The sequence below is a fragment of the Falsiroseomonas ponticola genome, from assembly GCF_016805305.1.
Lineage (GTDB): Bacteria > Pseudomonadota > Alphaproteobacteria > Acetobacterales > Acetobacteraceae > Falsiroseomonas > Falsiroseomonas ponticola.
On the sequence record NZ_JAERQN010000015.1, the window covers coordinates 41587 to 63590 of the forward strand.

The 22004-nt window shown below is 71.6% G+C and carries 22 protein-coding genes; 13 read left to right on the plus strand and 9 right to left on the minus strand.

Going from position 1 to position 22004, the window contains the following annotated elements; translation table 11 throughout:
• Positions 1-93 precede the first annotated feature (93 nt).
• From JJI54_RS28805 to JJI54_RS28815, 3 genes are read right to left on the minus strand one after another with little or no spacing between them, the layout of a single operon-like run.
• Entirely contained in the window at positions 94-1128 is a 1035-nt protein-coding gene (locus JJI54_RS28805; RefSeq protein ID WP_226382213.1) for an amino acid ABC transporter substrate-binding protein, read from the minus strand.
• Entirely contained in the window at positions 1125-3035 is a 1911-nt protein-coding gene (locus JJI54_RS28810; RefSeq protein WP_203076883.1) for a TRAP transporter permease, read from the minus strand. The genes JJI54_RS28805 and JJI54_RS28810 overlap by 4 nt, the downstream gene beginning before the upstream one ends.
• A 28-nt stretch (positions 3036-3063) precedes the next feature.
• Positions 3064-4065, minus strand: a complete 1002-nt coding sequence (locus tag JJI54_RS28815; protein WP_203076884.1) for a TAXI family TRAP transporter solute-binding subunit — start codon at positions 4063-4065, stop codon at positions 3064-3066.
• A 102-nt stretch (positions 4066-4167) separates the two neighbouring features.
• On the opposite strand from JJI54_RS28815, the gene JJI54_RS28820 reads away from it, so the two are divergent.
• On the plus strand, positions 4168-5763 hold the full coding sequence (locus JJI54_RS28820; RefSeq protein WP_203076885.1) for an ABC transporter substrate-binding protein: 1596 nt from the start codon (positions 4168-4170) through the stop codon (positions 5761-5763).
• Between the two features lie 255 nt (positions 5764-6018).
• The gene (locus tag JJI54_RS28825; protein WP_456305620.1) at positions 6019-7749 is read left to right on the plus strand and encodes an ABC transporter ATP-binding protein; all 1731 of its coding nucleotides are present in this window, start codon (positions 6019-6021) and stop codon (positions 7747-7749) included.
• Here the strand turns inward: JJI54_RS28825 and JJI54_RS28830 are convergent.
• Positions 7746-8339, minus strand: a complete 594-nt coding sequence (locus JJI54_RS28830) for a TetR/AcrR family transcriptional regulator (RefSeq protein WP_203076886.1) — start codon at positions 8337-8339, stop codon at positions 7746-7748. The genes JJI54_RS28825 and JJI54_RS28830 overlap by 4 nt on opposite strands.
• Before the next feature lie 96 nt (positions 8340-8435).
• Here JJI54_RS28830 and JJI54_RS28835 point away from each other — a divergent pair, with 96 nt between their 5' ends.
• The 5 genes from JJI54_RS28835 (at position 8436) to JJI54_RS28855 (ending at position 12605) form a co-directional block, all read left to right on the plus strand.
• A complete protein-coding gene (locus tag JJI54_RS28835; protein WP_203076887.1) occupies positions 8436-9563 on the plus strand; it encodes a hypothetical protein in 1128 nt (375 codons plus the stop codon).
• A gap of 50 nt (positions 9564-9613) precedes the next feature.
• Positions 9614-10447, plus strand: a complete 834-nt coding sequence (locus JJI54_RS28840) for a transporter substrate-binding domain-containing protein (RefSeq protein ID WP_203076888.1) — start codon at positions 9614-9616, stop codon at positions 10445-10447.
• A gap of 89 nt (positions 10448-10536) precedes the next feature.
• On the plus strand, positions 10537-10983 hold the full coding sequence (locus tag JJI54_RS28845; RefSeq protein WP_203076889.1) for a CBS domain-containing protein: 447 nt from the start codon (positions 10537-10539) through the stop codon (positions 10981-10983).
• 127 nt (positions 10984-11110) lie between these two features.
• Positions 11111-11554, plus strand: a complete 444-nt coding sequence (locus JJI54_RS28850) for a CBS domain-containing protein (protein ID WP_203076890.1) — start codon at positions 11111-11113, stop codon at positions 11552-11554.
• Between the two features lie 70 nt (positions 11555-11624).
• Positions 11625-12605, plus strand: a complete 981-nt coding sequence (locus JJI54_RS28855) for a Bug family tripartite tricarboxylate transporter substrate binding protein (RefSeq protein ID WP_203076891.1) — start codon at positions 11625-11627, stop codon at positions 12603-12605.
• 103 nt (positions 12606-12708) lie between these two features.
• Here the strand turns inward: JJI54_RS28855 and JJI54_RS28860 are convergent, their stop codons facing one another.
• The 3 genes from JJI54_RS28860 to pdxY all read right to left on the minus strand — a co-directional run bounded on the left by JJI54_RS28860 (position 12709) and on the right by pdxY (position 17445).
• On the minus strand, positions 12709-13272 hold the full coding sequence (locus tag JJI54_RS28860) for a DedA family protein (protein ID WP_203076892.1): 564 nt from the start codon (positions 13270-13272) through the stop codon (positions 12709-12711).
• 118 nt (positions 13273-13390) lie between these two features.
• Positions 13391-16456 carry an autotransporter outer membrane beta-barrel domain-containing protein gene (locus tag JJI54_RS28865; protein ID WP_203076893.1) on the minus strand — a complete coding sequence of 1022 codons (3066 nt, stop codon included), beginning with the start codon at positions 16454-16456 and terminating at the stop codon, positions 13391-13393.
• Positions 16457-16557: 101 nt separating this feature from the next.
• Positions 16558-17445, minus strand: coding sequence for a pyridoxal kinase PdxY (gene pdxY, locus JJI54_RS28870; protein ID WP_203076894.1), 888 nt, complete (start codon positions 17443-17445; stop codon positions 16558-16560).
• Between the two features lie 171 nt (positions 17446-17616).
• Between pdxY and rpmE the strand changes: the two genes are divergently transcribed.
• Both rpmE and JJI54_RS28880 read left to right on the plus strand, forming a co-directional pair.
• The gene (rpmE, locus tag JJI54_RS28875; protein WP_203076895.1) at positions 17617-17847 is read left to right on the plus strand and encodes a 50S ribosomal protein L31; all 231 of its coding nucleotides are present in this window, start codon (positions 17617-17619) and stop codon (positions 17845-17847) included.
• Between the two features lie 253 nt (positions 17848-18100).
• Positions 18101-18574: an Hsp20 family protein gene (locus JJI54_RS28880; protein WP_203076896.1), complete on the plus strand. Its 474-nt coding sequence runs from the start codon at positions 18101-18103 to the stop codon at positions 18572-18574.
• A gap of 55 nt (positions 18575-18629) precedes the next feature.
• Here JJI54_RS28880 and JJI54_RS28885 read toward each other — a convergent pair whose 3' ends face one another.
• Complete coding sequence (locus JJI54_RS28885) at positions 18630-18824, minus strand: DUF1192 family protein (protein ID WP_203076897.1); 195 nt, start codon at positions 18822-18824, stop codon at positions 18630-18632.
• 132 nt (positions 18825-18956) lie between these two features.
• Between JJI54_RS28885 and JJI54_RS28890 the strand changes: the two genes are divergently transcribed.
• Positions 18957-19529, plus strand: a complete 573-nt coding sequence (locus JJI54_RS28890; protein ID WP_203076898.1) for a cell cycle transcriptional regulator TrcR — start codon at positions 18957-18959, stop codon at positions 19527-19529.
• A gap of 45 nt (positions 19530-19574) precedes the next feature.
• Here JJI54_RS28890 and JJI54_RS28895 read toward each other — a convergent pair whose 3' ends face one another.
• Positions 19575-19748: a YdcH family protein gene (locus JJI54_RS28895; RefSeq protein WP_092962146.1), complete on the minus strand. Its 174-nt coding sequence runs from the start codon at positions 19746-19748 to the stop codon at positions 19575-19577.
• Between the two features lie 281 nt (positions 19749-20029).
• Between JJI54_RS28895 and JJI54_RS28900 the strand changes: the two genes are divergently transcribed.
• From JJI54_RS28900 to JJI54_RS28910, 3 genes are read left to right on the plus strand one after another with little or no spacing between them, the layout of a single operon-like run.
• Positions 20030-20230, plus strand: a complete 201-nt coding sequence (locus tag JJI54_RS28900; protein ID WP_203076899.1) for a YdcH family protein — start codon at positions 20030-20032, stop codon at positions 20228-20230.
• Positions 20231-20239: 9 nt separating this feature from the next.
• Positions 20240-20743 (plus strand): 5-(carboxyamino)imidazole ribonucleotide mutase, encoded by a 504-nt coding sequence (gene purE, locus JJI54_RS28905; protein ID WP_203076900.1) that lies wholly within the window; start codon positions 20240-20242, stop codon positions 20741-20743.
• Positions 20740-21876 carry a 5-(carboxyamino)imidazole ribonucleotide synthase gene (locus JJI54_RS28910; RefSeq protein WP_318987605.1) on the plus strand — a complete coding sequence of 379 codons (1137 nt, stop codon included), beginning with the start codon at positions 20740-20742 and terminating at the stop codon, positions 21874-21876. Before purE ends, JJI54_RS28910 begins: the two co-directional genes overlap by 4 nt.
• Positions 21877-22004: the final 128 nt, after the last annotated feature.

Consider the following 22004-nt stretch of genomic DNA (forward strand, 5'->3'; position numbering starts at 1 on the left):
TCTCCCTTTCCGCATGTAAAGTCCTGGCGGGGCCCGGGGGGCGCCACGCCCCCCGGCGGGGGTGCAGGGGGCGGCGCCCCCTGCAAGCGCGCCCTACCTGATCGGCGGTGCGTACATCAGGCCGCCGCGCGTCCACAGGTCGTTCACGCCGCGCGGCAGGCCCACGGGCGATCCGGCGCCGAGGTGGCGGTCGAAGATCTCGCCGTAGTTGCCCACGGCCTTGATGGCGTTGTAGGCCCAGCGCCGGTCGAGGCCCATGAAGGGCCCGTGGTCGCCGGAGACGCCGAGCAGGCGGCGGACATCGGGGCGTTCGCTGCGCAGCATCTCGTCCACATTGGCTTGCGTCACGCCGAGTTCCTCGGCCTCGATCAGCGCGAAGATGGTCCAGCGGACGATGTCGAACCACTGGTCGTCGCCCTGGCGGACCGCGACGCCGAGCGGTTCCTTGGAGATGAGTTCGGGCAGCACGACGTGTTCCGCGGGGTTGCGCAGCGCGGTGCGCGTGCCGGCGAGCTGCGAGGCATCGGTGGTGAAGACGTCGCAGCGCCCGGACTGGTAGGCGACGCGGGTTTCGTCGTTGTTCTCGAAGACCAGGGGGCGGACGGTCAGGCGGTTGGCGCGCGCCCAGTCCGCCAGGTTGAGTTCGCTGGTGGTGCCGGCGGTGACGCAGAAGGTCGCGCCATCGAGCTGCGTGGCGCGCGTGACGCCGAGGCTGCGGCGGATCAGGAAGCCCTGGCCATCGTAGAAGTTCACGGCGGTGAAGTTCAGGCCATTGGCGGTGTCCCGCGAATGGGTCCAGGTGGTGGTGCGGGGCAGCACGTCGATCTGCCCGGCCTGGAGGGCCGTCATGCGGGTGGAGGAGGTGAGCGTGGTGAAGCGCACCTTGTTGCCGTCGCCCAGCACGGCGGCGGCGATGGCGCGGCAGGTATCGGCATCCAGCCCGGCATAGACGCCGCGGCTGTCCATCACGCCGAAGCCGGGCGCGCCGGGGTGTCCGCCGCAATCGACGACGCCCTTGGCGCGGATGGCCGTGAGCGTCGGCCCGGCGGAGACGGGGCTTTGCGCCAGCGCGGGCAGCGCCGTGGCGGCCAGCGCGAGGAGCGCGCCGAAGGTCCTGCGGATCATCATGTCCCTCCCCTGTTCAGGCGCCCGGTGCGTGCCGCCGCCCATTGGAATGCCGCGATGCCGCCCAGCACGCCGGCGGCGACCAGGAAGCGTGTCACGTCGTCCAGCACATGCGCGAAGGCGGCGGTCAGCCCCGCCACCATCATCGCGGCGCGCAACGGCCAGCCGGTATTCGCCAGCAGGAAGCCGGCATAGCTGGCGGTGATGAGGGTGAGCGCCATGACCTGGATGCCGGTGGCCAGGACGATATCCAGCAGCGATCCGCGCAGCATGATGCCGGGGTCGTAGATGAAGGCGAAGCCCACGGTGAAGCCGGCGATGCCGAAGCGCGTGGCGTGCACGCTGGTGATGGTGGGGCTGGCCTTGGCGATGGCGGCCGCCGCGAAGGCCGCCGCCGCCACCGGTGGCGTCGCATCCGCGATCACCGCGAAGTAGAAGGTGAAGAGGTGCGCGGCCAGCGGGTCCACGCCGATGCTGCGACCGAGTTCCAGCACCTGCGGCACGCCGATCGCGGCCGCGATGATGTAGGAGGGCGTGGTCGGGATGCCGAGGCCGAGCACGAGCACGGTGAGTGCCAGCAGCACCAGCAGCAGGCCGAGATTGCCGTCGGCGAGCCCCTTGATGATGCCGCCGAAGGCCACGACCATGCCGGTGGCCGTCAGCGCGGAGACGACGATGCCCGCGCCGGCGATGGAGACCGCGAGCGGCGCCATGGTGAGGCCCGCCTGGGCGAAGCTCTCCGCGATGTCCCGCAGGCTCATCCGCGTGCGCTTCTTCAGCATGGCGACGGCGACCATGGCGACGGTGGCGCAGAAGGCGGCGTAGTTGCCGGACCAGCGGTCCATCATCATCCAGACCAGGACGGCGATCGGCAGCACCAGGTGGACATCGGCCAGCACTTCCCGCCAGGCGGGGATGTCCTTCAGCGGCATGCCGGTCATGCCGAGCTTCTTCGCCTCGAAATGCACGGCGGCGAGGATGGCGAAGTAGTAGAGGACAGCACCGATGGCCGCGGCGACGACGATGTCGCCATAGGGGATGTTGGTGATCTCCGCCATCACGAAGGCGGCGGCGCCCATCACCGGCGGCATCAGCGCGCCGCCGACGGAAGCGGCACTCTCGATCCCGCCCGCGACGGCCGGCCTGTAGCCGATGCGCGTCATCAGCGGGATGGTCATGGCCCCGGTGGTGATGACGTTGGAGACGGAGGAACCACTCATGGTCCCGAAGAGGCCGGAGGTGATGACGGCGACCTTGGCCGGCCCGCCGGTGTAGCGCCCGGCGGCGGCGGCGCCGAGGTTGCTGAACAGCCGCCCCGTGCCGCTGCCCTGCATGAAGCTGCCGAACAGGATGAAGACGGCGATGGTGGTGGCGACGATGCCGGTCAGCGGGCCATAGACGCCGCCCGCCGTCGGCACCAGCCAGGCGGCCTCGATGATCTCGGCGGGGGTGAAGGGCCGGGCGTTGAAGATGCCCGGCACCAGGTAGCCCCACTGCATGTAGGCGAGGCTGCCCGCGACCATCCAGGCGAGCCCCGGTTCCACCGCGCGCCGCGTCGCTTCCAGCAGCGTGACGATGCAGGTGATGCCGAGGACCATCATCGTGGGCGTGAAGGGATCGACGTATTCCATGCGGTCCGCGACCGCCATCCAGTTCCACATCACCCAGGCATGCGGCGCCGCACTCGCGACCGCCCAGCCCCAGTCGAAGACCGAGGGCCGCCGCGCCGGCGATTTGCCGGGCCGTGCCGGGTACAGCAGGAAAAGGATCGGCACGAAGACCAGCAGATGAAAGCCGCGCATCTGGATGGGCTCGGGGAAGCCCACCGCGCCGAAATAGAGATGGACCGCGGCAGCCGCCGCGGCCCATGCCCAGCACACCCATTTCAATGGGCCGGAGAGATCACGCATCCCGGCGCGAGACGATACCGGTGGCCCTTCAGGCCGCCGGCATCACGCCCGCTTCGCGGAAGGCACGCGCGGCGCCGGGGTGCAGCGGCAGGCCGTTGTACTTCCAGGCCTCCCGCGGGTTGAAGGCGGCGCAGCTGGCGTGGATCTGCGTCAGCCGCGGCCCGGCATGCTTGATCAGGGTGCGCGTGATGCCATAGGCCACGGGCTCCGGCAGCGAGTTGTGGACCATGATGACGGTGTCCATCGTCGTCACCATCATGTCCTGCGTCTGGCCGAGGCCCGGATAGGTGTTCGCCGGCAGCAGGCCCTGGTTGTAGGCATAGACGTCCTGCAGGTGCTTCCGCACGTCCTCCGGCCACGCCACCATCCGCGTCGCGCGGCGGCCCTGGCCGATCTCGGTCAGGATGGCGGCGGGCTTGGCGAGCGCGCAGTAGAGGTAGTCCACCTGGCCGTCATTGTAGGCCGCGGCGATGTCCGCATAGGACCCGTTGAGGTAGCGGCCGCCGGAATTGCGGATCGCGTCGGGGCTGGTGCCGAGGAAGCGCAGGATGCGCTGCAGCGTCATCTCATCCGTGCTGGAGCGCTGCGGGCAGGCGATGCGCAGCCCGCGCTGGGTCAGGATCTCCCGCATCCCCTCCGGCCCCGCATCGGCGCGGCGGATCAGGTTGTGCTCGGTCGGGCTGTAGCCGACGCCGAGCGAGGAGATGTTCTCGTGCTTCGCCGTATACGGCTCCTCGCCCCGGCGGGCGGCGGCGGCGAAGGCATCGATGCCGAAGCCGACCTGGGACTGGTTGTTGTTGACGCGGGTGGAATTGGCCAGGCCGCCGCCCGGCACGACGCGGAGCCGGATGTCCGGATTCTCCTCCGCCACCAGGGAGGAGAAGCCGGCCGCAATGGTGTACCATCCGCCGCCGACCGACCCCGCCACGAATTCGAAGGTCTGCTGCGCCTGCGCGGTCCGCACGAAGGGCGCGGCAATGGCGGCGGCCGCACCCAGCAGCGCGGCGCGGCGCGGAACGAACAGGGCCATGATCTTCTCTCCCAACCTCGACCTGATGGGGGATCATGCGCGGCATTGCGCGGGCTGGGCAAGGCCCGGCATCCTGCGGCCTTCATCGCCCGGGAGAATCCCATGCGCCGCCGCAGCCTGCTGACCGGCCTCGCCGCCGCCTCGACCGCCACCCTTGGGCTTCCTGCCGCTCCCGCCCTCGCCCAGGGCAGCGCCGCCACCACGCTGCGCTACATGCCGCAGGCGGACGTCACCTCGATCGATCCCATGAGCACGACGAGCTACGGCGTGCGCAACCACGGCCATATGTGCTGGGACACGCTCTATGGCCCGGACGAGAACTTCGCCATCCGCCCGCAGCTGGCCGCCGGCCACACGGTGGAGGATGACGGGCTGCGCTGGGCCTTCACGCTGCGCGAGGGCGTGAGGTTCCACGACAACGAACCGGTCCGCGCGCGCGATGCCGTCGCCTCCATCCAGCGCTGGTGGGCGCGCGACACGCTGGGCCAGACGCTGCGGGACCGCACGGAATCGATCACGGCACTGGATGACCGCCGCTTCGAGATCCGCCTGAAGCAGCGCTTCGGCCCGATGCTGGAAGCACTCGGCAAGCCCAGCTCCTATGCCTGCTTCATCTTCCCCGAACGCTTCGCGACGGTCGATCCGGCGCGGCCCTTCACGGAAGTCGTGGGCTCCGGCCCCTATCGATGGGTGGCGGCGGAACGCCTTTCCGGCGCGCGGGCCGTGTACCAGCGCTTCGAGGGCTATGTCCCGAACCCCGCCGCGCCCAGCCTGCTCGGCGGCGCCAAGCTCGCGCATTTCGAACGCGTGGTCTTCAACTGGATCCCCGATGCCGGCACCGCCGCCGCCGCGCTGCAATCCGGCGAGATAGACATGTACGAACAGGTGGCGCCCGACCTGCGCGGCGTGCTGGCGCGGCACCGCGACGTGGTGGTGGACCGCGTCGATACCGGCGGCCTGGTCGCGCATCTCCGCTTCAACCAGCTGCACCCGCCCTTCGACGACCCCGCCATCCGCCGCGCCCTGCTGCATTCCATCCAGCAATCGGACTTCATGACCGCCATCATGGGCAACGACCGGCGCCTCTGGTCCGATGGCATCGGCGCCTTCCCCAGCGCCTCGCCCCTCGCCAATGACGAAGGCATCACCGCCCTCACCAGCCCGCGCAGCACCGACCGCGCGCGGGACGCGCTGCGCGCCGCGGGCTATGCCAACACCCCCGTCACCGTCCTGCACCCGACCGACGTCACCAACAACAACACGCTGACCACGCTGCTGACCGACGTGATGAAGCGCAGCGGCCTGAACGCGGAAAGCGCCACCAGCGACTGGGCCACCGTCCTGCAGCGCCGCGCCAACCAGAACCCGCCCGGCCAGGGCGGGTGGAACGCGCTGATCGTGCTGTTCGGCGGCGTGGACCTGGCCAACCCCGGCGTCCACCCGCTGATGCGCGGCAACGGCCGCCAGGCCTGGTTCGGCTGGCCCACCAGCCCCACCCTGGAAGCGCTGCGCGACGAATGGCTCGCCGCCCCGACGCTCGAGGCCCAGCGCCCCATCGCGCGCCGCGTGCAGGCCGCGGTCTGGCAGGACGTGCCCTACATCCCCCTCGGCCAGTACTTCATCGACGCCGCCTGGCGCCGCGGGCTGACGGGGATCCAGAAGGGGATGACACTGCCGCTGAACGTGCGCCGGGGCTGACAAGGTGTCTGCGAGGAGGGCTCCGGCCTCCCCGCGCCCCACCCGCCAAGGGGCAGCGGCCCCTTGGAACCCATGAGATTGGTCGATGGAGGGAGGGGCGCGGCGCGACCGCGTTACCCTCGGGCCCGCCATGCCCCTCCCTCCATCGACCAATAGCCTCGCGGTCCAGGGTCCCGCCGGACCCTGGCAGGGAGAGCGCGAGAGGGACGGCGTCCCTCTCGCACGACAACCCGTTTGCACCCGGCGCATGCCCGGGTGTATCGCCCCCTCATGGTCCGCCAGTTCGCCCGTTTCTACCGCCCGCATCTCCGGCTGGTGTTGATCGCCTTCGGCTGTGCCGCGGCGTCTGGGTTGCTGGAGTTGTTCTTCCCGATGGCGGTGCGGGCCTTCATCGATCACCTGTTGCCGCGGCAGGACATGCAGGTGGTGGTGCTGGCCATCGCGGGGTTGCTCGCGGTCTATGCGTTGAATGCGGCGCTGATGGCGGTGGTGACCTATTGGGGTCATGTGCTCGGCATCGCGATCGAGACGGAGTTGCGCGCCCGCGCCTTCGATCACCTGCTGCGCCTGTCGCACCGCTTCTACGATGAGCAGAAGACGGGCCACCTGGTCGGCCGCGTCACCAAGAACCTGGAGGATATCGGGGAGGTCGCGCATCACGGGCCGGAGGATCTGCTGATCGCCGCCCTGACCTTCGCCGGCGCCTTCGCGCTGATGGTGATGGTCAATCCGTGGCTGGCGCTGCTGACGGCGCTGATCGTGCCCGTGGTGGGCTGGGCCGTCGCGCATTTCGGCGGGCGGATGACGGGCAACTGGCAGGCCCAGTTCCGCCGCGTCGGCGCCTTCAATGCGCGGATCGAGGAAGCGGTCGGCGGCATCCGCGTGGTCAAGGCCTTCGCCAACGAGGCGCATGAGCGGCGCCTGTTTGCGGCGGACAATGCGGGCTACCAGCGCACCAAGCTCGACGCCTATCGCATCATGGCGATCGGCACGACCTTCAACTACCTCGGCATGCGGCTGGTGCAGCTGGTGGTGATGCTGGCGGGTGCCGCCTTCATCGTGGCGGGCAGCCTCACCATCGGCGATTTCGTCGCCTTCCTGCTGCTGGTGAACGTGTTCTACCGGCCGCTCGAGAAGATCAACGCGGTGATCGAGACCTATCCCAAGGGCATCGCCGGCTTCAGCAGCTACCTGGAGCTGATGGCGACGAAGCCGGATATCACCGATGCGCCGGATGCCACCCCCGCCCCCGCGCTGCGCGGCGATGTGCGGCTGGAGGGCGTGGGCTTCGGCTACGACCCCGCGAGGCCGGTGCTGCGCGGCATCGACCTCTCGGTGAGGGCCGGGGAGACGGTGGCGCTGGTCGGGCCTTCCGGCGCGGGCAAGACGACGCTCTGTTCGCTGCTGCCGCGCTTCTACGATGTGCAGGAAGGCCGCATCACCATCGATGGCATCGACATCAGGCGGATGACGCTGGCGTCCCTGCGGGCGCAGATCGGCCTGGTGCAGCAGGATGTGTTCCTCTTCGCCGGCACGATGCGGGAGAACATCGCCTATGGCCGGCTTGGGGCGTCGGACGCGGAGATCATGCAGGCGGCGCGGCGCGCGCGGCTGGATGCGCTGATCGAGGCGATGCCGCAGGGGCTGGACACGCTGATCGGGGAACGGGGCGTGAAGCTTTCCGGCGGGCAGAAGCAGCGCATGGCGATCGCGCGCATCTTCCTGATGAACCCGCCGATCCTCATATTGGATGAGGCGACGAGCGCGCTGGACACGGAGACGGAGCGGGCGATCCAGCAGGCGCTGACGGAGCTGGCGGAGGGCCGCACCACCTTCGTCATCGCCCATCGCCTGGCGACGATCCGGGATGCCGATCGCATCGTGGTGGTGACGGAGGACGGCATCGCGGAGCAGGGCACGCATCAGGACCTGCTGGCGCGCCCCGGGCCGTATCGCCGCCTGCATGAGGCGCAGTTCGCTTCCTAGGCGTCGATGCCCTTGGCCAGGGCCAGCACCACCGCGGTGAGCTGCGCGCGGAGGTCGGGCAGCGGCGTCTCCTCCAGCTTCTCCTCGAGGCCGAGGGCGACGATGCCGTGCACGGCGGCGAAGATGGTGCGCGCCAGCGCCTGCCGCGCCGGCGCCGCCGCCCGCGGCACCAGGGCGGCGAGCGGCCCCTCCACATGGCGGAACAGCCGGGCGCGCTGGGCGCGGTAGGCCTCCGGCACCGCGGCATCCGGCGGCAGGCGGTGTTCGAACAGCGCGGCCCAGCGCGGGCGATGCGCGGCCGCCCAGTCGAGATAGGCGAGGGAGAGGGCGAGCAGCTGCCGCGCCGGGTCCTCCCCCTGCCCGGCGGCGGCGGCCACCGCCGCATCCAGCAGGCCCAGCGTCCGCGCCTGCACGGCGTAGATCAGCGCGTCGAGGTCCGGGAAGTGGAGGTAGATGGCGCCGAGGGAGCACCCGGCCTCCTTCGCCAGGTCGCGCGCCTTCAGCGCGGCGAGGCCGCCCTCGGCGATCCGGCGCTCGGCGATGTCGGTCAGGGCGGCGCGCAGCGCGGCGTGGCGGTCGGCGGTGGACATGGGCGGCAGCATAGCAGTTGAACGCCGTTCAGAAAACGATTGAACATCGTTCAGGACGATGGCATAGCGCATTGAACGTTGTTCAAGGAGCCATCCATGCACCCGATCCTTCCTCCGCCCACCCCCGCCCCCGGCGCGAAGCCGGACCTGCTGGACGGGCTGCGCGACCTGGTCGTGGCCGTCGCCGGCGTGATCCTGGCCTTCCTGATCCTGGCCGAGGCCAAGTGGTTCGGCCTGCCCTGGCAGGTCGCACAGGTCATCGGGCTGGGGCTGCTGGCCATCATTCCCGCCACCGTGATGGTCGCGCTGCCGCTGAAGGTGCTGAAGCTGGGCTGCGGGCGGGATGCGCTGCTGCCCTTCGCCATCGTCCATGCGGTGGCGATCCTCGCCTCCGTCCCGGCCCTGCTCGGCCCCTTCCTGCCGACGGTGCTGATGACCTTCATGCCGGCCATCGGCGCGCTGCTGCTGGTGGCGCTGAACGCCGCCCTGGCCCTGGCGGTGTGGTGGCCCGCCTTCCTGGTAGCGCGGCTCACGGGGCGGCGGCGCCCGGCGCTGCTGCTGGCCGCGGCCCTCCTCGCGGCCCTGGCCATCCCGCCGGGCATCGCCTCCCGCCTGGTGGCGGAGCGGGAGGCCGTGGCCCTGCGCGCGGAGGACGTCGCCGGGCGGCTGGAGGGCGCGGCGCCGCGGCGGCTGGAGATCGCCGTGGCCCCGGTCGCGGAACGCGGCACGCCGCAGCCCTTCCTGGATGCGCGCTGCGACGCGCTGTGCGAGGGGCTGCTGCGCTCCGGCCAGGTGGATCGGCTGCGCATCACCTGGCAGGCGCCGGATGCACCGCCGCGGAGCGTCACCTACGCCGCTGCCCCGCCCGGGGCCTGCCGGCCCGCCATCCCCTGCGTCGTCACGGTGGCGGATGAGGCATGGGCGCCCTCCCCCCGGCTGTCGGTGACGGAGGCGCGGCTGCCCGATGACCGGCTTAGCCGCCGCCTGGTGACGCGCTTCGAGGTCACGCTGCCCGATGAGGAGGGCGAGCGCCTGCTGGCGCGCTCGACCATGGTGCGCAGGGCGGTGATCACCCTGCCGGTGCTGGTGGACTACAATTGGGTGGACCACCAGACCGCGATCGTCGGCCTCTCACGCAGGCACCACCTGACGAACCCCATCGGGCTGCGCGACCTGCTCCTCGACACGCTGGGCTATGCCCTGCCCGCCGGGCGGGCTTCCTGACCGCGCCGCGCGCGGCCATGCTGCGCGCAACACCACCGGGAGGAACCGCCATGCTCCGACGCAGCCTGCTGGCCGCCGCCGCGCTTGCCGCCGCGCGGCCCATCCTTCTCCCTGGGGCCTTCGCCCAGCCCGCCGATGCCGCGACGCGGGCGCAGCTCCTCCCCACCGGGCGGCTCCGCGTCGGCATCGGCGTCGGCCCCGCGGCCTCCGCCTTCTGGGCCATGCGCCAGCCCGATGGCTCGGCGCGCGGCGTGACCGTGGCGCTGGCGCAGGAAGCCGCGAACCGCCTCGGCGTGCCGCTCGACCTGCTGCTGCTGAACTCCTCCGGCGAGGTGGTGGAGGCCGGTGCCATCGCCGAGCCGCGCTGGGACCTCTCCTTCATGCCGGTCGATGCGGAGCGCGTGGCGCGGCTCGATTTCGGGCCGGACTACTACCTCTCCACCAGCACCTACCTGGCGCCGGCGGGCAGCCCGCTCATCAGCGTTGCGCAGGCGAACACGCCCGGCATCCGCCTCTGGGGCGTCGCCAACACCACCACCATCCGCGCCAGCCAGCGCCACGCGCCGCAGGCCACCCACACCGCCGCCGCCAGCCTGGACCAGGTGATGGCCGCGATCGCGCGGGGGGAGGTCGATGGCGTGGCGCTGGGGCGCGAATCGCTGGACAGCCTGCTGCCCCGCCTGCCCGGCGCGCGGATCCTGGACGGGCATTTCCACGCGCTCGGCACCGCCATCGTCGTGCCGCGCAACCGGCCGCTCTCCCACGCCTGGGCCACCGCCTTCATCGAAAGCGCCAAGGCCGATGGCACGGTGCGGCGCGCGCTGGATGCGATGTCCATCGCCGGCCCGGTGGCGCCGGCGGGCAGCCGCACCGCGGGGGCCTGAATCGATGTTGCAAACCGGTGACGCGGAAGGATACACCGCCCGCGGTTGAGCAAGGCGACAGCATCGTTCGCAGGGAAGGACCCCGGACCATGTCGATCGCCCCCTCCGTGGCCAATGTGCTGCGTCACAAAGGAAACGCCGTCATCAGCGTCCGGCCGGACACCACGGCGGGCGATGCCGCGCGGCTGCTCGCGGGCCATGGCATCGGCGCGCTGCTGGTGCGCGATGGCGCGGGCGGCATCCTCGGCCTGCTGTCGGAAGCCGATATCGTCCGCGCCGTCGCGGTGCGGCCGCGCGGCGTCGCGGGGCTCGACGTCGCCGCGCTGATGCTGCGCGACCCGGTGCTGGTCGGGCCGGACACCTCCATCCCCGCCGCGATCGAGCTGCTGGCCGATGGCGCGCAGCGCCACCTGCCGGTGGTGGATGGCGGGGGCGTGCTGGTCGGCATCCTCGGCCTGGCCGACCTCGTCCACCACCGCGGCGCGACGGATGGCGATCGCCGCTCCGCCGCGCGGCCGCCCGTCCGGCTGCACTGATACCCATCCCTCGAGATTTCCGCCGGAAATCGACAGACCCGAACATTGCGGAAGCGTGAACCCTCCCGATATGCGCTGGGCGGAGGGGAACGCACACCAAGGACCGGCGCAGGGAGCGCTCATCACCATGAACATCGAAGCCGTCTTGCGGCTGACGAGCCATGGGGTCATCTCGGTGACGCCGGAAAGTCCGGTGGCGGAAGCCGCGAGGTTGATCGCCGCGCACCGCATCGGCGCCGTGGTGGTGCAGGACCGCGGCGGCAATGCCATCGGCCTGCTCTCCGAATTCGACATCGTCCGCATCGTCGCCGAACGCCGCGCCGGCATCCGTGGCCTGGCGGCGGAGGATGCGATGCGCCGCACCCCCATCTCCGTCCTGCCCGATACCAGCGTGGCCGACGCCATCGCGCTGATGGCGGAAGGCGATCTGCGCCACCTGCCCGTCTGCGCGGCGGATGGAAGGCTGATCGGCCTGGTCGGGCTGCGGGACCTGCTGCGCCACCGCCCGGACCCCGCCGCCCATCCCGGCGCCGCGGAAGGCCAGGACAACAGCCGGGCCTATGTGAACTAGCCGCGGCGCGGGATTTGCTGGCGGGGGCATGGGACCCGCGCTGGCGGGCCCGCCTTCCGGGAGACGCCTGATGATGCGACGCCGCCTGCTGCTCGGCACCCTTGCCGCGCCCCTTCTCACCCCTGCCCTGGCGCGCGCCCAGGCCGCGCCCTGGGCGCCGGACCGCCCGATCCGCCTGCTGATCGGCTTCCCGCCCGGCGGTGCCTCCGATGCCGCCGTTCGCATCATCCAGCCCAGGCTTTCGGCACTGCTCGGCCAGTCCGTCGTGGTGGACAACCGCGCCGGCGCCGGCGGCAACCTGGCGGCGGAAGCCGCGGCGAGGAGCGCGCCGGATGGCACCACCCTCGTCTCCGCCAATATCGGCACGCTGGCGGTGAACCCGGCGCTGGTGCGGCAGATGCCCTTCCACCCCGTGAACGACCTGGCGCCGCTGTCGCTGATCTTCAACGCGACCAATGTGCTGGTCGTCCCGGCATCCCGCCCCTGGCGCAGCGTGGCGGAGCTGGTGGCGGCGGCGAAGGCGCGGCCGGACACCATCACCTACGGCACCGGCGGCGTCGGATCGCCCGGCCATCTCTGCGGCATCCTGCTGGACAAGATCGCGGGCACCCGCACCGTCCCCGTCCCCTATCGCGGCGGCGGGCCGCAGATGCTGGGGCTGGTCGCCGGGGAGCATGACTTCTCCTTCTCCCCCATGGGCACCGTCACCACCCATATCGCCGCCGGCACCATCCGGGCGCTGGGCGTCTCCACCCGCGGCCGGGCGCCGGAACTGCCGGAGGTGCCGACGATGATCGAGGCCGGGCTGCCGGGCTACGAGGTGCTGAACTGGGACGGCATCCTGGTGCCGCGCGCGACGCCGGCGCCGATCCGCCAGCGCCTGGGCGACGTCATCCGCCAGGTGCTGGCGGAGCCGGAGATCGTGGCGGAATTCGCCAAGCGCGGCCTGACGCCCCGCCCGACCAGCGAGGAAGCCTTCGCCGCGCAGCTCGCCGCCGACAGCGAGACCTGGCAGGGCCTGATCCGCGCCGCCGGGATCGAGCCGAGCTGAAACGGGAAGGCCCGGGCGTTCATGCCGCCCGGGCCTTCTTTCATCGCCGTCATCTGGGTGTCACAACCCGGGATTGCCGCAACTCGCGCCCCGGTTGCGGGTGTCAGGTGGGCTGGACAGCGGCCCGGCGCCGGCGGAGCCACCAGCGCACCAGGAAGAAGCCCAGCACGCTGAAGGCCACGGCGCCGATCGCCCAGAAGATGTTCTCCGCCCCCAGCCAGGCGCCCAGGAACCAGCCCGCGGCGACGAAGGAGGAGGCCCAGACGCCGGCGCCGATGAAGTTCAGCAGCGCGAAGCGGCGATAGGACAGCCCCGCCATGCCGCAGGCCGCGGCCGCCACGTTGCGGATGCCGTAGAGGAAGCGGAAACTGAGGATGAAGGCGGTGCCGTAGCGGTGCAGCAGCACGGCCGCGCGTTCGAAATGCGCCCGCGCCTTGGGCCGCTTTTCCAGCAGTCGGGGGCCGAATTTCCAGCCGAGGTAGAACCAGCACTGGTCCCCGCAGAAGGATCCGAGCCAGGCCGAGACCATCAGCATCCAGGGATCGATCAGGCCGGTCGCGGCACCCACCGCCGCCGCCGCGATCACGAAGGTCTCGCCTTCGAGGAACGCCCACAGGAACACACCGAGATAGGCGAGTGAGCCCCAATCCTCCCAGATCTCTGCCAATCCTGCTCTCCCGCTCGTGATGAGCATGCCTGATATGCAGGATGATGAAAAGACATCCAAGAATGATTAATGGGGTGTCACGAAAAAGACAGGATTCGGAACGGCCCCGTCCAGGCGCTCAGAATTCGTAGCGCAGCCGCGCCGTGCCGCCCAGGCTGGTCACGTTGCCGCCGAACTCGCCCTCCATCCGGCTGTGCAGGGTGATGCGGTCGGCCAGCGTCAGCTCCACCCCCGCCCCCACCAGCGCCGCGTTCCGGTCCGGCCGCGCGCCCGTCGCCACGAAGCTGGTGCTGCGCTCCCCCGCGAAGTTGGAGAGCATGCCCGCCTCCCGGTCCAGGTAATGCGCCCAGGCCAGCCGCCCCACCAGCCGCAGGTTCAGGCCGAGCGACCGGCCCAGCAGGTTGGACCGGCCGACCTCGTATTCGCCGCCCAGGCCGATCTCGGTCCGCGTCGTCGCCTGGGTGCTGGGCCGCACCGTCAGCGCCGCCGCCGCCGCGCCGCCCGTGGCGGTTTCCGCATAGCCGTCGCTGCGGGTCCAATGGCCCTGGTAGGCGAAGGCGGGGATGGGGGTGAAGGCGCCGATCTTCGCCATCTCATAGGCGGCCTCGATCCGGGTGGACCAGGTCTGCGGCACCGTCTCCGCCCGCGCGGCGCCGTTCAGGTAGCTGAGCGACCGGCTGGTATCCGCCTCCATCCGCGTATGGCTGCCGGCGAAGCCCAGGAAGAGCGGCCCGAACCAGTGGGAGCCGAAGAGGCCGCCCTGCACCACCTCCCCGCTCGCGCGGCCGAGCCCGCCATCCAGCGTCGCCTCCCCCTGCCCGCCCGCCAGGGCGAAGCCGAGGGTGGTGCCGGCGCCGAGCCGCATGTCGGTGCCGACCGCGCTGCCGGCATTGCGGGTCTGCCGCGTGGCGGAGCCCACCGCCCCTTCCCCGGCATTGCGCCCATAGCCGCCCAGCGCCGCGACCCAGACGGAATAGGGCTGGTCGGAGGACCATTCCCCCCGCCGCAGCCGCGACCCGTCCAGCATCGCCGCCAGGAACTGGGACGCGGCCTGCCGCGTGATGGCCGCCGGCGCCGTCCCGACCTCCCCGGTCAGCTGGTTGGTGGCGGCGCGGGTCTGGCCGGCGGGCGCGTTCAGCACGTTGAAGAAGGGGTTGGCGTCGCCGCCGCGCGTGTCGATGGCGGTGACGACGTTGACCACGTTGGTGGGCGTGTCCGGTGCCAGGGTCGGCGTCAGCGCCTGGGGTTGCAGCACCAGCGACACGCCGGTCGGCGTCAGCGCGATCAGCGGGTTCACGCCGGCGCCGAAGCTGCCCTGGGTGAGCACCGCATCGAAGGCGCCGGTCCGCCCGCCCGTGGCGTTCACCAGCACGAAGGGGGTGTTGAAGCTGAAGCTGGTGCCGATCGGCACCAGGCGCAGCGTGCCCGCCAGCGTCGCGGTGCCGGTCACGTTGATGCGGTCCGCCGCCGCGCCCTGCACCTCCATCACCGTCACGGACCCGCGCTGCAGCACCAGGTTGCCCGCCACGCTGAGCGTGCCGATGGAATTGCCCGGGGAGATGGTGCCCGCCACCGTGGTGGACCCCACCGTCCCCGTGCCGCCGAGCAGGCCCCCCGCCTCCACCGAGACCGGGGAGGCGATGCTGCCATTCACCAGCAGGGCCCCCGACCGCACGGTGGTGGTGCCGGTATGGGTGCTGATGCCGGACAGGGTCAGCCGCGCGCCGTTGTCGATCAGCAACCGCCCGCCCGTCCCGCCCTCCACCCCGCCATCGGTGATGCTGCCGGCGAAGGTGCCGCTGCCGCCCGTCACGGCCAGCTGGCTGGCGCCCAGGCGCACCGTGCCGGCGCCGGACAGCCCAGCGATGCTGGTGCCGGGCAGGGTGACGCCGGAGATGTCGAAGCTCGTCCCCGCGCCGACGCTGACCGCGCTGCTGGCGATGGACCCGGCCCCGGACAGCAGCAGGGACCCGCCCAGGATCTGCGTCGCGCCCGTGAAGCCCTGCGCCGCGGTCAGGGTCAGCGCCCCGCCGCCCTGCTTCACCAGGCCGCCGGCGCCGCTGATCGTGCCGCCATAGGTCACGGCATCGGAGCGGTTGAAGCCCAGCACGGTGCGCCCGGCCAGCGCGACATTGCCCGCGATGCTGCCGGTGGTGCCCCCGTTGCCGACGGTCAGCGACCCGCCCTGCACGGTGATGAGGCCGGTCAGGCTGCTGGTGCCGGTCAGCACCCGCGTATCCTCATCGACGAAGACCAGGTTGCCGGTGCCGGTGATGTCCACCGGCAGCGCCCCGCCCTCCACCCGCAGGATCGTCAGCGTGCCCGTGCCGAAGGTCTCGATCGTGCCGCCGGTGGCGGACAGCGTGCCGAGGGTGAAGGCCGCCATCGGGCTGGCCGCGCTGCCCATGCGCAGGGCGCTGCCCGCCACCAGGTTGACCCGGGCGTCGCCACCCGTGGCGCTGCCGAAGACCTGCAGCGCGCTGCCGCCGCCGCCCAGCGTGATCGTCGCCGTGCCGAGCGACCCGCCGGAGCCCACGCGCAGCAGCCCGCCCGGCGCCATGCCGATGCTGGCATTGCCGAGGCTCGCCGTGCCCGCCGGCCCGGTCATGTTGACGTCGATGGCGGCCGCGTTGGTGACGGTGGCGTTGCCCAGCGTGGCGGCGCCCAGCAGCGCGATGGGCACGCCGTCGATGGTCGCGGTGCCGGCGCTGGCGGTGCCGGAGAGCTGCAGCAGCGTCGGCCCGGCCGAGCCGCCGCTGACCGCGGCATTGCCGAGGCTCGCGCCATTGGTCAGCAGCAGCCGCACCGGGCCGCTGGCATCCACCGGGCTCAGCAGGATGGAAGGCGCGAAGTCCGAGGCATTGGCGATGCCCCCGCCATTCAGCGTGAGCGCGACGTCATTGCCGAAGCCGCCATCGAGGGTGATGGCATAGGCCGGCGCCCCGGCCTCGAAGGCCAGGGTGCCGAAGGATTGGGAGGCTTCGATGAAGACGCTGGTCGTGCCCGTGGCGCCGAAGGTCGCCGTGCCGGTCGGCACCGAATCGGGCACCCAGTTGCTGGCCGACCCCAGATCCCCGCTGCTGACGCCGTTCCAGGTCCCGTCCTGGGCGGCGGCCTCCGTCGCGACAAGGGCGAGGCAGCCCAGCAGCGGCGCGAATCCGCCACCCACGCGCAGCCCTGCCATGATCCGTCCCGCCCCCGATTGATCGCGCCCGGCTCAACAACCTTGCGCAACCGGCAGCTTAATCGGGGAGGCCGCGCGGCGTTAACCAGAATCGACGGAGGTCAGCACGCCTCGGCGCGGAAGACGCGGCTCGGCGTGACGAATTCCTCCTGCGCCGCGACGGTCAGGATCTCCCGGCTGCCGGCTTCCGCCGTGCGGCGCAGCAGCCCGTGGATGGAGGAGGCGGCGGCGGAGAGCGCGACGGAGGCCTCCCCCCAGCGCAGGCGGTGGAACAGGAAGAGGGCCGCGATGGCATCGCCCGCGCCATTGACGTTCACCGGCAGCAGCGGCGTGCGCAGGCGCCAGAACTGGCCGCCATCCGCCGCCAGCAGGTCCATGGCGTCGGCGGGCGTATCCTCGACGCGAAGGGAGGTCACTAGCACGCAGCGCGGCCCGCGGGCCTGCAGCGCGCGCACCGCCGCCTTCGCCTCCTCCAGCGTCGTGACGGTGGCGCCCGCCAGCCATTCCAGCTCGAACTGGTTGGGGGTGATGATGTCGGCCGCCGGGATGGCGCGGTCGCGCATGAATTCGGGGATGCCGGGGCGGACGAAGATGCCGCGCCCGACATCGCCGATCACGGGGTCGCAGCAATACATGGCGGCCGGGTTGGCCGCCTTCACGCGCAGGGCGGCGGAGAGGATCGCCTCCCCGATCCCGGCCGCGCCCATGTAGCCGGACAGCACGGCATCGCAGCGCGGCAGGGCGCCGCGCTCCGCGATTCCCTCCACCAGCTCCTGGATCAGCTCCGCCCCGAAGACGCTGCCGCGCCAGGCGCCATAGCCCGTGTGGTTGGAGAACTGGACCGTGTTCACCGCCCAGACCTCCGCCCCCAGCCGCTGCAGCGGGAAGACGGCGGAGGCATTGCCCACATGGCCGTAGGAGACCCAGGACTGGATCGAGAGGATGTTGAGCGGGCGCCCGGAATCGGAGGGGGAGATGGCCTGGTTCATGCGCGTCGTCCTGCTTCCCCCCCGCTATGGCGCCGGGCGGCGGCGCGGATCAACCCCGGGGGGCGCCGGCCCGGCATGAAGGTTGCGCGGCGCGGCGCCCTCCCCTATAGCGCGCCTTCCCTGTGCCTGCCGGTCACCGTCGGCGGGACCTTCTGTATGAGCGGCGGACCGATGAAGCCCGACATCCATCCCGAGTACCACACCATCAACGTCATCATGACGGATGGCACGACCTTCACCACCCGGTCCTGCTACGGGAAGGAAGGGGACACGATGCGCCTCGACATCGACCCGAAGTCCCACCCGGCCTGGACCGGCCAGCAGCGCGTGATGGACACGGGCGGCCAGATCGCCAAGTTCAACAAGAAGTTCGCCGGCCTCGGCGTCCGCAAGGCGGGCTGAGGATCGCGCGGCGGGGCGACCCGCCGCGGTTTCCGGGCAGGATGGAGCGCGCCGCCGGGCCACCGGGGCGCGCTTTTTCGCGTCCGCCACCCCCCTTGAACCACCCTTGCCGCCTGCTTAACTCCTGCGCTGCCGGCGGTGCCCGATCGGGGCCGACGGCGCGGACCAGGGGTCCAGGTCGCCCGGCATCGGGGGCCGTCACACCCCCTCGGATCCGCCGTGCAACGACCTTGCTCCCGCAGGAGGTCCGACTATGAACACGCTCGACTTCGCCCCCCTCTTCCGCTCCGCCATCGGCTTCGACCGCATGGCCCGCCTGGCGGAAACCGCCCGCGCCGCGGCCGAGGGGTCCAGCTACCCCCCCTACAACATCGAGAAGACGGGCGAGGACAGCTATGTGCTGACCATGGCCGTCGCCGGCTTCGGGCCGGAGGACATTGATGTGGTGGCGCATGAGAACACGCTGACCGTGTCCGGCAAGGCGCCCCAGGCGCAGGCCGACAATGGCCGCGTGCTGTACCGCGGCATCGCCGGCCGTGCCTTCGAACGCCGCTTCGTGCTGGCCGACCACATCGTGGTGGAGGGTGCGGACCTGCAGCATGGCCTGCTGCATGTCGCGCTGCGCCGCCAGGTGCCGGAAGCGCTGAAGCCCCGGAAGATCGCCATCCAGTCCGGCGCGCCGAAGGCGATCCAGAACGAGGGTCCCGCGGTCCAGCAGGCCGCCTGACCGACGCCTCCCCCACCCCTCGCGCCTGCGGGGGGTGGGGTTCCACCCGCCCCGCCTACCCCTGCGGCCCCAGCTTGAAGAAGGCCGCCGCCGCCGCCTTCGTCGCCTCCCGCTTGCCGATCTCGCGTTCCGCCCGCGCGATCTCCTCCCGCAGCCCGGCGATATAGGCGCGCAGCTCCTCCACGCCCCAGCTGTCGATCACCGGCGGCCGGAACCGATTCTGGGGCCGCGGCCCCTCCTCCTCCATCATTCCTGCTCCCCTTTCCCCTCGGGCTTTGACCCGGCCCGGCCCCCTCTCTATATCCGATGCCGACGAGGCGCGGGCGCCCCGGCGCGCGTTTCCGCGTGCCCAGGCGGCGGCCCGACCACCAAAGGGTAGAACATGAAGACGCCCCTGATGCCGAAGGCCACCGCGGTGTGGCTGATCGAGAAGACGTCGCTCTCCTTCGAGCAGATCGCCGATTTCGTCGGCATGCACCCGCTGGAAGTGCAGGCCATCGCCGATGGCGAGGTGGCGCAGGGCATCGTCGGCTACGACCCCGTGGCGAATGACCAGCTGACGCGGGAGGAGATCGCCCGTTGCGAGGCCTCCCCCGGCGCGCGGCTGCAGCTGACCGAGCGTTCGATGCCGCTGCCGAAGCAGCGCGGCAAGGGCGCCCGCTACATCCCCGTGGCGAAGCGGACGGAGCGCCCGGACGCCATCGCCTGGCTGCTGCGCAACTACCCCCAGCTGTCGGACCCGCAGATCGTCAAGCTCCTCGCCACCACCAAGGAGACGATCGCGAAGGTGCGGGACAAGACGCATCCCAACACGCCGAACATCAAGCCGCGGGATCCCGTGACGCTCGGCCTCTGCACCCAGACCGCGCTGAACGAGGCGGTGGGCATCGCGATGGAACGCCATGGCGGCGGCCCCATCCCTCCGCCCCTGCCGCTGGACGACCAGGCGGCCTGACCGGATGCCCTCCCCCGCCTTGGCGGGGGAGGATGACGCGGCCCGTCAGTGCAGGCGCGTTCGCAGCTTCTCCATCTCCTCCTTCAGGCGGAGCTTCTCCCGCTTCAGCCGGACGAGCTCGAGGTCGTTCGGCTTCGGCCGACATCCCTCCTCGGCGATCCGTGCCTCCAGCGTCGCGTGCCGCTCCTCCAGGGATCGGATGCGTGCTGCCTCAGCCATGCGCAAGGTTCCTTGTCCGTTGCCACGCGGGGCAAAGGCAGGACGATCCGCGCCACGGACAGCGCCACGATCCCAAGGACCAAGACAGGGAAGGCGGCACCAAGGCACCGGGGGCGCGCATCCGTCCCTTCTGCGCCCGCGCCTCTCATGTTATGCCGCCCCCCGGCAGGGTCCAGCACTATGTTTGAGAACCGCCGGGTCATGTGAGACGGTTGTTCATACTATCTCAACCGTCGCCTCAGGGCCCTGGACTCCCTCTTCAACCGGCACCCAGGGGGCGCATGCAGGCCGACCGCGACAGCCTTTTCCGACGCCTCCATGAGCTGCGGAGCGAGCACCGGGACCTCGACACCGTCATCGCCCGGCTCAGCGAGGCCGGCACCGATGCCCTGCAGCTGCAGCGCCTCAAGAAGCGCAAGCTGAAGCTGAAGGACGAGATCGCCTGGCTCGAAGGCCGCCTCGTCCCCGACATCATCGCCTGAGGGCCTGCCATGACCGAAGCGAGTGCCGCCGGGGCCCCGCCCCGCGTCGGCGTCATCATGGGCTCGACCTCCGACTGGGAGACGATGCGCCACGCGGCGGAGCTGCTGGCGGCGCTGGATGTGGCGCATGAGACGCGCGTCGTCTCCGCCCATCGCACGCCGGACCGCATGGTGGCCTATGCGAAGGAAGCGGCCGGGCGGGGCATCCAGGTCATCATCGCCGGCGCCGGCGGCGCGGCGCATCTGCCCGGCATGGTCGCCGCCTTCACCACCCTGCCCGTGCTGGGCGTGCCGGTCGAAAGCCACGCGCTGAAGGGCATGGACAGCCTGATGTCCATCGTCCAGATGCCGGGCGGCATCCCGGTCGGTACGCTGGCCATCGGCAAGGCCGGCGCGCTGAATGCGGGGCTGCTGGCCGCCGCCATCCTGGCGCTGGGCGATCCCGCGCTGGGCGCCCGCCTGGCCGCCTGGCGCGCCGCCCGCACCGACGCCGTGCCGGACAGCCCGGCGTGAGCGTGTCCCCCCACCCCGGCCCCCTGCCCCCCGGCGCCACCATCGGCATCCTGGGCGGCGGGCAGCTCGGCCGCATGTCGGCCCTGGCCGCGGCGGCGCTCGGCTACCGCGTGCATGTCTTCGCGCCGGAGGATGACAGCCCCGGCATGCAGGTGGCCGCCGCCCGCACCGTGGCGCCCTATGGCGATGCCGCGGCGCTGGCCGCCTTCGCCGCCGCGGTCGATGTCGTGACCTTCGAGTTCGAGAACGTCCCCGCCGCCACGCTCGACATCCTGGCCCCCCTCATCCCCTGCCGCCCCGGCGTCGCCGCGCTGCGCATCGGCCAGGACCGGGTGGCGGAGAAGCGCTTTTTCGAATCGGCCGGCATCCCGGTGGGGCCGTGGCGGGAGATCATCAGCCGCGACTCGCTGCATGCCGCGATCGCCGAACTCGGCCTGCCCGCGGTGCTGAAGACGACGCGCCTCGGCTATGATGGCCGCGGCCAGGCGGTGCTGCGCGACGCGGGCGATGCGGACGCGGCCTTCGATCGCCTCGCGCCGCATCCCCTCATCCTCGAAGCCTTCATCCCCTTCGCGAAGGAGGTCTCGGCCATCGCCGCGCGCGGCGCGGATGGCCAGGTCGTGACCTTCGACGCGGTGGAGAACCGGCACGCCCACCACATCCTCGACCTTTCCTTCGCCCCGGCCCTGGTCCCGGCGCCGGTCGCCGCCGCCGCCCGCGCCCATGTCGCCGCGCTGGCCTCGGCGCTCGACCTGGTCGGCATCCTGGCGCTGGAGATGTTCCTGCTGCCGGATGGCACCCTGCTGGCCAATGAGATGGCGCCGCGGCCGCATAATTCCGGCCACTGGACCATGGATGCCTGCGCCCATGGGCAGTTCGAGTTGCATATGCGCGCCGTCGCCGGCCTGCCCCTGCCCGATCCCGGCCGCCACCACGATGCCGTGATGAAGAACCTGGTCGGCCCCGATTCCTTCGCCGCCTGGCCGGCCCTGGCCGCCATGCCGGAGGTCGCGCTGCATCTCTACGGCAAGGCGGAGGCCCGGCCGGGCCGCAAGCTCGGCCATGCCAACCGCCTGTTGCCGCTCGGCACCCTCGCGGAGGCGCGGAATCCCGCCGACCTCTCGCCGCTGTGACCGTTTTGCCATAAGGGCCTGTGGCCCTCCGGCCACACCCCTCGGGCCCACACCAAGGAATATGCTGCAACCGCGCTGACATCGCGGATCAGGCGATGTTAGTCTGGTTCCCATGCAGCCGCCTTGGA